This is a genomic window from Plebeiibacterium sediminum, assembly GCF_026013605.1.
Classification (GTDB): domain Bacteria; phylum Bacteroidota; class Bacteroidia; order Bacteroidales; family Marinilabiliaceae; genus Saccharicrinis; species Saccharicrinis sediminus.
On the sequence record NZ_JAPDPJ010000030.1, the window covers coordinates 56304 to 67672 of the forward strand.

At 28.8% G+C, this 11369-nt stretch carries 6 protein-coding genes; all 6 read left to right on the plus strand.

The features are described 5' to 3' along the window. Positions 1-18: 18 nt before the first annotated feature. Positions 19-4320 (plus strand): PKD domain-containing protein, encoded by a 4302-nt coding sequence (locus tag OM075_RS13505; protein ID WP_301191055.1) that lies wholly within the window; start codon positions 19-21, stop codon positions 4318-4320. A gap of 11 nt (positions 4321-4331) precedes the next feature. Beyond that, entirely contained in the window at positions 4332-5426 is a 1095-nt protein-coding gene (locus OM075_RS13510; RefSeq protein WP_301191056.1) for a response regulator, read from the plus strand. A gap of 113 nt (positions 5427-5539) precedes the next feature. Then, a complete protein-coding gene (locus tag OM075_RS13515; protein ID WP_301191057.1) occupies positions 5540-6433 on the plus strand; it encodes a hypothetical protein in 894 nt (297 codons plus the stop codon). A 7-nt stretch (positions 6434-6440) separates the two neighbouring features. Next, positions 6441-6866: a hypothetical protein gene (locus tag OM075_RS13520; protein ID WP_301191058.1), complete on the plus strand. Its 426-nt coding sequence runs from the start codon at positions 6441-6443 to the stop codon at positions 6864-6866. 18 nt (positions 6867-6884) lie between these two features. Then, positions 6885-9503: a PAS domain-containing hybrid sensor histidine kinase/response regulator gene (locus OM075_RS13525; protein ID WP_301191059.1), complete on the plus strand. Its 2619-nt coding sequence runs from the start codon at positions 6885-6887 to the stop codon at positions 9501-9503. Positions 9504-9842: 339 nt separating this feature from the next. Continuing rightward, positions 9843-11066, plus strand: coding sequence for a site-specific integrase (locus OM075_RS13530; protein WP_301191060.1), 1224 nt, complete (start codon positions 9843-9845; stop codon positions 11064-11066). Positions 11067-11369 lie beyond the last annotated feature (303 nt).

The window sequence follows — 11369 nt, forward strand, 5'->3', positions numbered from 1 at the left end:
AATTACATATCTATCTTAATGATATTTTTATGTTCTAATTTTAGTTATAGCCAAAATGAAGTTGATTTAATATCCTCGGTTCACGAAGGCTGTTCTCCTTTATTAGTGGAGTTTAATAGTAGTCTCATAAATAATGGTTCATATACTTTTTTTTGGGATTTTGGTAATGGTAATACTTCAAATTTAGAAAATCCAACGGCAATTTTTAATGATGTAGGTAGTTATACTGTTACATTAACAATAAGTGGAGATGATGGGCAAAATGTAATACAAAAGCAAGACTATATTAGAGTTTTTGATAAACCGGAAATTGATTTTACATATTCAGACAATGTTACAGGTTGTGTTCCACAAAATATATCTTTTACAAGTATAGAATCGCCACAAGATTCTATAGATGATTATTTGTGGGACTTTGGGGATGGAAATTTATCAACAGAGTTTAATCCCACCCACGAGTATACCAATCCGGGTATTTATAATGTTTTATTAATTGCTACCTCAAAGCATGGATGTAGTTCCAGAATTTCATATGAAAACCTTGTTCGGGTTCAGAACCCCACTGCTATATTTGATGTAATGGAGAGAAAGAGTTGTTCAGGTGAACTTGATGCGAAATTTTTTAATCAATCATACGGAATGGGTACCTTACAATATGAATGGGATTTTGGAAATAATGAATATTCAACTACTAAAGATCCTTCATTAGTTTTTACAGACGTTGGAACTTATGATGTAAAGCTTAGAGTGATAGATGATTTAGGATGTGTGGATTCAATAATAAGGCATAATTTTATTGATGTTTCAGAAACAAAAGCCTTGTTTGCTATTGAAAAGGATACTGTTTGTATTAATGAGGAAGTCGTATTTCAAAATCAATCAGTAAACAATCGAAAAAATTATTGGGATTTTGGTGATGGCTCTATTGCTGAATCTATTAATGGATATCATAAATATTCCACTTCAGGATTATATAAAGTAAGGCTAACTGTTGAGAATTACGATTGTGAGGATGTCGTTGAAAAGGAAATCTATGTACAGGATATGTCTGTAGATTTTTATCTGTCTTCAGATTATGCATGTAATGTACCTGTTGCTATAAAATATGTTCCAAGCATAAATGATTTTGAAAGTTACGAGTGGCACTTTGGTAATGGAAATATAGCTACAGATAAAAGTCCAACGAATACATATGTATTAACAAAAGCATTGGAAACTAATCAAAAAGTAACTTATAGTGATACTTTATATGTTAGAAGTAAATATGGGTGCGAAAATAAAGTAGTAAAAAGCAATGTTTTTGAAATTAATTTACCACAGATAGAGATTATTTCAGATAAAAGTTCCAGTGGATGTAAACCACTCGATTTAACTTTTGATAAAAAGATTGTATATAATACAAACAAGGATGAGATTAAAAATCAGTATTGGGAAGTGAATGGGCAACAATACTCAGCTGAAGAAACTATGCATCGTGTTTTTTCTGAAGTCGGAAACTATGAGATAATATTACATACCGAAACTAATTTGGGATGCACAGCTGTTGCAAAAGAAACAGTTAGTGTGGGGGAACCTCAGTTTGTTGATTTTTCTATTTCTGAAAAAGAGTATTGTGGGGAAGAATTTGTGGTTTTTGAAGATTTTACAGTTGGTAATTCAGCTATTGATAATAGAATTTGGGCTTTTGGAGATGGGGAGTCAAGTGTTTTTGGTGAATCTTTTCATCAATATGTTGATACAGGCTATATGGATGTAAAGTTGTCTGTATATAATAATGGCTGTATGTCGAGTTTGCAGAAAAATGACTTTATATATATTAAAGGACCAATATTAAAGGTTACAAGAGAGGACATTTGTGAGGAGCATTCTAAAGCTAAATTTCAATTGGAGTTAAAGGGTGTAGATAGTTATGTTTTTGATTTTGGAGATGGAACAAGTATTGAATCTTCAGAATCCCATATCAGTCATACTTATGTAAATAATGGAGGTTATGAAATTACGGTTTCAAGTTCTAATAATGGTTGTACCTTTAACTATGAAAATTTGATTCAAATAATTAATCCTGTTTCCTTATTTGATACAATTCAGTCAAAACCATGTGTTAACACGGAAATATTTCTGTCTGCACATAACTCCTTAAATGTATCACCATTTTTATATAATGATGAAATCAAGACATTTTTATGGAACTTTGGAGATGAAACCGATTTGCTGTTCACTGATGAAATTACTGTTTCTCATCAATATAAGGAACAAGGTACTTATCAAATAGCTCTTATGGTAAAGGATGTGAATGGTTGCACAGATACGCTTAAAAGAAATATTGAATTTTTTAAACCTTTACCATATTTTAGTAGTAATTATATAGAGGGGTGTATGCCTGTTAAATTCCATTTTTTTGATGAATCGGAATCTTTAAATCCTATATACAAGTGGGAATGGAGTTTCGGTGATGGCTCAACTAGTATCGAACAAAACCCCCAACATGAGTTTAATAACTTTGGTCAATTCAACATCTCTTTAACAATAGAGGATACAAAAGGTTGTAGGTCTGTGAATTTAATAAATAAAGCAATAGAAGCTATAGAACCGAATGCTGATTTTGAAAGTACAAAAAATAATATTTGTATAAATGATTCAGTTCGGTTTTATGATATTTCAAATAGCAATATTGAGTCTTTTAATTGGGATTTTGGAAATGGGTATACTAGTTCTGAACGAAATCCATCGCAAGCATATAAAGATGAAGGTAATTACGATGTAAGTCTACATATTGTTGATGATCATGGGTGTACAACAACAACAGAAAAAAAGTTATTCATTAATGTACAAAAACCACCCAATCCTGATTTTAATAATAGCTTAACGGAATCAAATTGCTATCCATTTTTAGTAAACTTTTTTGATGCGTCAGAATCTGATAATTTAGGTAGTTATCAGTGGTATTTTGGTGATAATTTTTCCGGTTCAGCATTAAAGAATCCACAGCATATCTATAATAAACCTGGAAATTATGATGTTACCCTAATTTCGTATACAACAAATGGGTGTGCAGACACTATTGTAAAGGAGAACCTCATTGATATAAAAGGACCCTACGCTGAAATATTAGTAAAAGACTCTGTTTGTGTGCATGATAGTATTTTGTTTTCGCTTGACAATAGTAAGAATTTATCGACTGTATTATGGGATTTTGGAGATGGTAGTTTTTCAAATGATACTATTTTAATGCATAAGTATTCAAACAAAAGAGATTATTATATAACATTATTATTAAATTCTGATCAATCTGGATTATGTAATAAAGTATTTATAGATACTGTAAGTGTTAGTGGATTAACTGCTGACTTTTCATTTATTGATGATCAAAATAAAGGATGTGTTCCTTTTAAACCAAGTGTTATAAATAATTCAAAATATGCAAGTAGTTATTTGTGGTATACCGATTCTGGTCAACAATCTTATGATTTCAGTCCAGTCTTTAATTTTAATAATGCAGGCGAAGAAATTTTGCACCTAGTTGCCAATAATGATCTGGGATGTAAAGATACTGTTAGTTATAATATAACGATCTTTCCTCTACCAATTGTTACTTTATCTAAGGATACTGTTATATGTAAAGGAGATGAGGCTTATCTTTTAGCCGAAGGAGGTATTTCTTACTTATGGAATAACGAATCAACATTGGATTTTAATGATATTGACAACCCTGTTGCCAGACCTGACCAAAGTACGCAATACAAAGTACTCGTAAATGATATAAATAATTGCAGTTCTGCAGATTCATTAACTGTGGTAGTGCAGCAGCCTCCAGTAGTATCATTAAATGACACAATATTAATAATAGGTGAGCATTTAGATTTAGATATTTCTGATCCAGCCATATCAAAATTTGTTTGGAGTCCTGAAAATGAGTTGTCATGTAAATCATGCTCTAAACTAACTTTTTCGCCTTTAGAAACTACAAAATATACGGTGTCTGTAACAGATACAAGCAATTGTTTTACATATGATTACGATTTTAATATTGGGGTGGAGAAAAAATATTCTGTTGATGTACCCAGTGCTTTTACACCCAATAATGATAACCTTAATGATATTATTAAAGTAGAAGGATGGGGAATTGAACAATTAGTTTATTTTCGAGTATTTAATATTTCAGGAACATTATTGTTTGAAAGTAATAATATTGATATTGGTTGGGATGGAACATTTAAAGGTTCGCCGCAGCCAATAGGCATTTATAATTATGTGGTAAAGGTAAAGAGTTTTAATAGTGATTTTTTATATAAAAAGGGTAGTATAAACTTAATAAGGTAAATGGATATAAAATGAGAGAAGACAAAAAGGGGAGAGTACTTGTTGTTGATGATAATCCTAAGAATATTCAAGTAATAGCTAATTTGTTGAATGATAATGATTATTTAGTTGAAGTTGCCTTAGGAGGATTAGAGGCATTAAAATGGTGTAAAAATGAATCATTTGATTTAGTTATTTTGGATATAATGATGCCTGAAGTGGATGGTTTTGAGGCTTGTAGGCGGATTCGTGAGATTCCTAGTTATGATATTGTTTCGATTATATTTTTGTCAGCAAAAAATGATGTTGAATCAGTAGCAACCGGTTTAAAAATCGGAGGTCAGGATTATGTTTCGAAACCTTTTGATTCAATAGAGCTTTTGGCTCGCGTTGCCACACATATTGAATTAAAAAAGAATCGGGAAATTCTATTGAAAAATAATGATATACTAAATGAAACTGTCCATAAAAAAACGCAGGAATTAAAAGTATTAAACCAAAAATTAGTCAATATATCTTTTATAAAAAATAAGTTTATTGAATTTATTGGAGATAATATTTCTAAGCCTATTGAAGATATTCATAAAATATTGAACAGAATCAAATCATTAGCAGAATCTCAAAAACTTTATAATTCAATTCAACAATTAGATATACCTCTTGAAAGAATTAATTATTTAACCCAATTAACTAATGAAATATCACAACTAAATAAAGATGAGAAAATTCAAATTAGTAAAGTGAGCTTAAATGGATTAGTTGATCATATTATTATTAATAAGGAGAAATTGTTTGAAAATAAAAGTATTGAACTAATTGTTAAATTGAGTAATCAAATAGACGTTTTGATCAATAATAAAATTGTATTTGATAGCATATCGGGTATTCTGGAAGCTTTAATTGATATATTAGAATATAAAACAGGAGTTAGAATTACTTCTTTCCAAAGCGGAAATGTGGTAGAATTAAAAATTGAGGCGTCTTTCAATAATAATAAAGAACATAATGAATCTTTGTGCTTGTTTGTTAGTTATAATGAGCTTGTTATGGAGCATATGAATGGAAAGTTTGAAATAAATAGTAACGGTACAGAAATGTCTGAATTGAAATGGATTTTTTCTGTTTGATAAATCAATACTGATTGAAGAATAATGTGTTATCAATAATATTGTTTTATTATATGTTTCAAGTTCATTAAAAAATTGTACATTAATTAAATTAATATCAATACCTAAAAATTATGAAGAAATTAAGTTATGTTATAGTGCTTATTATTGTCTTGATAAGTTCTTTAATCAGTTGTTCTTATTCACAGACAAAATCAGAATCCGTAAAGGAAGGATTAATATATGATTCTTTAAATGTAATCAATTCAACTAGTAAAGTGTTTTATGCTTTACCTTCACCAGAAGAAGTAATAGATTATGTTACAAATAATCAAATTAGATTTTCAAGCAAACTATTGATTGGGACAAAATTAGAACCTTCTAAAGATTTTAAAGATAATAAAACTATTTTGTTGGGACTTTATTTTGCGGATATGGCTTATTTAAGTGTTTATAAACGCAGTGATTTAATGGGGAGTTATTTTAGTAAAGTAGATAGGTTAATAAAAGATATAGGACTTCATCCAGATATTTCAAATGATCAATATACTAAGATTATGTACTCAACTTCTTATCCGGATTCTCTTTATGTAATTTCAAGAGAATTATATGATGGTGTTATTAATTATTTGCAAGAATTTGATGAAGGACGTACTCTGACTCTATTGTCTGTTGGTACTATTGTGGAAAGCTTATATTTGTCATCATATATTCAATCAGATTTTGAAAAACAAAAGGAATCTGTAAATAAAATAGCAGAACAACAGTTGATTTACAAAGATGTTATTAGTTTAGTTAATGAGTATACAAATGAGCCTTTTTTTGAACAACTATATCATAACTTAAAAGTAGTAGAGCAGTCATTTGAAAATTTAAAGGTTAAGAATTCTAAGAAGGAAGTTGAAATAGATAGTGATGGAAAAGTGGTTATTAAAGGTAAAAATGATTATGATATTAATGAGGAAGACTATTTTATTTTTCTTGATAATATTCATGATTTAAGAGTTTTTCTACTTAATTCAATATAGATGTTATATGAAAAAGAAACTTTATTTTATCTTCTTCTTCTTATTTTTAATATCTATTTCCATAATTAGTCAAAATTGTAACTCATACTTTAAAAAATGTGCATCAGTACCTCAAGGATTTGAAGAAAGCTCTTCGTCAAGATCTTTTAAAATTCGAAAAGGTAAAAATGTACAATTTATTTTGACAGCTTATGGAGGTAGGGAGTATTTTTTTTCAATATGTGCAAAAACTAAAGTTGGAGATTTGCAGTTTAGACTGATAGATCCTGAAAGTGAAACTGTTTTATATGATAATGCCAGTGAGGTATTATGTGAAAGTAAAATTATTAAAGTAGAGTTTACTCAAAAAATTATTATACAAGTTTTTGCTCCCAACTGGAAAAGTAATAATCTATATGAATGCGGTGGTTTTCGAATTGCATATAAAAAGTAATTTTCTAATTTAAGATGTATGGAAGATAATATAGATCACTATTTTGAAATATTTGATAAAGTTGATTTAGGATTTATATTTTTTGAAAAAAATGGTAAGATAATTACAATAAATAAAGAGTTTGAGCAATTAGTTGGTGTATCTAAGGGTGATATTATTGGTGAATTAGTAGAAGACGTTTTATTTATATATGATGTAAATTCTGGTGATAATATAAATATATCATCATTAATCACAGCTTATCAATTAGGTTCTGATGTATTAAACCAAAGATATATTTTAATTTCGCAACAAGGATTTGAAAAAACAATTAAACTGAATATAAATGCAACATCAGATCGAAGATTTGCAATTGATGGGTATTTAGTAACCATCGAAAATATTAGTAATAGTTTTACTTTAGGTAGTAGTTCTATAGATCGTGATTATATTTTTTCAATGGCTACAAAAAATGGAAAAATAGCTATTTGGAAGTATGATTTAGCGATTAATAAATTTCAAATTGATCCTATAATAAAATCTCTTGTTGAAAATTTACAAACGATTAATTATGATTTAGAATGGTTTTATCAATTGTCTCTTCCTGAAGACCGGGAAAGAGTGATTAATGAGTTTGATAATTTTATAAAAGGAAAAATAAGTGTTTATTCTTCAAAGTTTAGGATTAATGTTTTTGAAACAAAAATTAAGTGGATATTAAATACTGCTATAATTTCGGATTGGGATTTGGAAGGTAAACCAGTTGCCTTAGTTGGCTATTTTCAAGATATAACCGATGATAAAAATAAAGAAATGGAGATCTTAAAGGAAAGATCTCTTCTTCTTGCTGCTATAGAATCAAGTTCTTCCGGTTTTGTAGTAGTAGATAATGAATATCAGGTAATTTTACATAACAGCAAGATAAAGTCAATTTTAAAAATTTTTAATATTGAGGAATTTGTTAATGCATACCAGATTGATGATTTAATAAAGCGAAGTACTATTAATAATTTTAGTTTTATTGAAACCATTAAGGAATTTAAACATGGGGCGCAGAGTAGATGTGTTAAAGAATTTCAATTAATAGATGGAAGATATATAGAAGTTAGTATAGGAAACTTTGTGTTGGATAAAAAAAATGCTGGCTTTATTTGTAATTGCAACGATATTACCAATATTAAATTGTCAGAACTAGAACTATTGCAAGCAAAAGAAAAGGCAGAAACTTTAAATAAAGCAAAATCAGCCTTTTTTGCAAATATGAGTCATGAAATAAGAACTCCATTAAATGCGATTGTTGGTTTTTCTGAATTGTTAATAAATAAGGTTAATGATGATATCCTAAATGGATATGTTAATCCAATCGTAAATAGCAGTAGAACATTATTGAATCTAATTAATAATGTACTTGACTTGTCGAAGTTAGAAGCTAATAAATTTGATTTATTTTTGGAGGAAGTGACCTTACCTACAGAAATTTATGAGATATGTAAAGTTTTTAACTTACAAGCAGAGAAAAAAGGTTTGGCCTTTCATATTTTTGAAAATAGTAGTATTCCTGAATTGGTTTTAATTGATAAGTTAAGACTAAAACAAGTTTTAATTAACCTTTTAAGTAATGCGGTAAAATTTACACAAAAAGGATATATACAGGTTAGATATTTCTTTGAAAACGTTAGCGAATACCATGGTGATTTAGTTATTAAAGTATCAGATTCAGGAATAGGAATCAGTGAAGATCAAATAAAAGATATATTTGAGGATTATAAACAAGATAATACACTTTATAATAGAAATTTTGAGAGTACAGGACTAGGCTTATCTATTGTAAAACGCTTAGTTAATCTGATGAATGGAGTTATTTTACTAGATAGTACATTAGGAAATGGTAGTACTTTTACTATTAAAATTCCACATCTGCAAATATTGGAGCAGAACATTTCTTTACCTAAAGAAGTTCTTCTCTTACCTAATTCTGTAGAATTTAATTCTTCAAGAGTTTTGGTAGTTGATGATTTGGAGATGGATAGAAGGTTAATCAGAAATATATTGGAGCCATATAAACTTGAGATCAAGGAAGCAGTTAATGGTCAGGATGCTATTGCTATCTTGAAAGACTTTACTCCAGATATTATATTAATGGACTTAAAAATGCCCATTTTAAATGGTATTGTGTCTGCAAAAATCATTAAGACTAATAGAGAATATTCTAAAATTCCAATTATAGCTATAACGGCTAGTGACAATAAAGAGTTATTAGCGGAATCTAATGTGTACTTTAGTGGCTTACTTAAAAAGCCCATTGACATTAAAGAATTGTTAGTTGTTTTAACATGGTATCTGAATTATAAAAAGGTAAATAACTTAAGAAGAAAGAATAGATTACGAGATGTTGAATTGGATGAAAATTATAGAGATCAACTGGTGAATGATTTATTGGGAAATATTTTGCCATTAATTGCAGAAATAAAGGAGTTACATTCATCAGACAAGATAAGACATCTAATATTTTTGCTTGAAAAAATAGCAATTGATAACAATGTTAATTATTTAAAAGAAATATCAACTAACCTAAGTACGAGTTTTAGGCATTACGATTTTGAAGCTATTGATGTTAACCTAGAATTAATAAGTGATTTTATAAAACGTATTAGATGAAGTTTAAATAATTCCATTTTTTTACGGAGAGTTTGTAAAGAAAAAATACTAATGGATCCAGTATGAAAAAAATATCAATCGCCCTCAAAACGCCCTCGTTAAAATAAAAAAGAGATTAGTATTTGTTTCTAATCTCTTGGTAATCAATTGTCGGGATGACAGGATTTGAACCTGCGACCCCTGGTCCCCCAGGTGTGTTTTTATAATTTTCTTTTGTTTTCTTTTTGCTTCCTATGTTTTATCTATTAGTAAGTTAGATGTTTTTATTTTAGCTTTGTGTGGATTATGTTTTCCTTTATAAGGATAATTGTTTGCACTATGTTGGCACCAGAATAAATAATGGCAAGTATTAAAATATTATTGAAAACAGGGAAAGTTTATTCGGATAATAGGCATCCTGTTATTCTTCGTGTTTTGCATGAACGAAAACAGAACGTTGTAACTTTGGGTTTTAATGCTAAAAAGGAGGAATGGAATAAAGATTTACAAAGATTTTCTTCAATAGCAAAGGGGTATAAGTCAAAAAATAAGGCCTTAGATGTATATGAAGAGAAGGCAGAGACGATTTTAGCAGATATTTCAAAAGAGGGAATGAACTTTTGTTTCGAGTTGTTTATTTCGAGGTTTAGAGATGAGAATTCGGAATCATCAACTTTATTTGTCATGTATGAGAGCTATATAAATGAATTGGTAGAACGGAACAATGTATCAACCGCCTCTATATACAATAATGCTTTTAATGTTATAAAGAGTTATTTGAAAAATAAAGACGTTTCACTATATAGTATTGATTATAAGTTTCTAAAATCATTTGAAACATTTCTTTTTAAGAAGGGCAATACAGGTGGAGGAGTGCATCATCATATGCGAAGTCTAAGAGCTGTATTAAATGAAGCTATAAGGCGTAAGTATTTTGATACTTCGCATTATCCTTTTTCTACTCAATTTAATAAAACTGGATATTCTTTATCTCATTTAAAGTCAAATGCCAGACCCCGGGCATTGTCCGGTAGTGATATGAAATTATTTAAGAATTTTGATGTTGAGAAGTATCCACATTATAAACAAGCTCATTTAATGTTTGTATTTAGCTATTATGGTAGAGGTTTTAATTTTACTGATATGGCGAAATTGAAGTATTGTAATATTTATGATGGACGAATTATTTACAGAAGATCAAAAACTGGTAAACTAATAAATCTAAACTATAATATTCATTTGCAGGAAATCGTAAATTACTTCCAAAAGAGGAACGGTTCATCTGAATATATTTTTCCAATATTAAACCACATTCATCAATCAGAGATGCAGAAAATGAATAGAATTAAAAAATGTAGAGCCAAATTTAATTTAGAATTAAAGGAGATGGCTGAAATTTTAAAAATAAATGTTCCAATAACCTCTTATGTGGCAAGGCATACTTATGCCACAACTCTTAAAAGAAATGGTGCAAGTGTAGAAAAAATAGCTGAGGGTTTGAGTCATAGTAATTTAAAAGTTGTAAAGTCTTATTTGGAAAACTTTTCAAATGAAGAATTAGATAAAACGGATGATTTACTGTAAGATTTTTTAAAAAAATGAATTTCGAATATGAATACGGAATTGTATTTAGTTAACTATAAATTTAAAATAAGTGTTCAAGAAGAGAGTATTTATGGTTCATTTTTTCAGGATATCACTCATTATATAAAAAGGTGTTGTTTTTCACGATCTGATGATATTGTTTGTATTCGTGAACTTTGTTTTACCAATAGGGTAATTCATCAAAAACTATCACTAGTGACCGAGTAAAAAAATAAAAGAGGGTACTTCCTTTCGGTTTCCCCTCAAAGTTGTAAATTGATTTTGCGAAACTTTTTACAACAT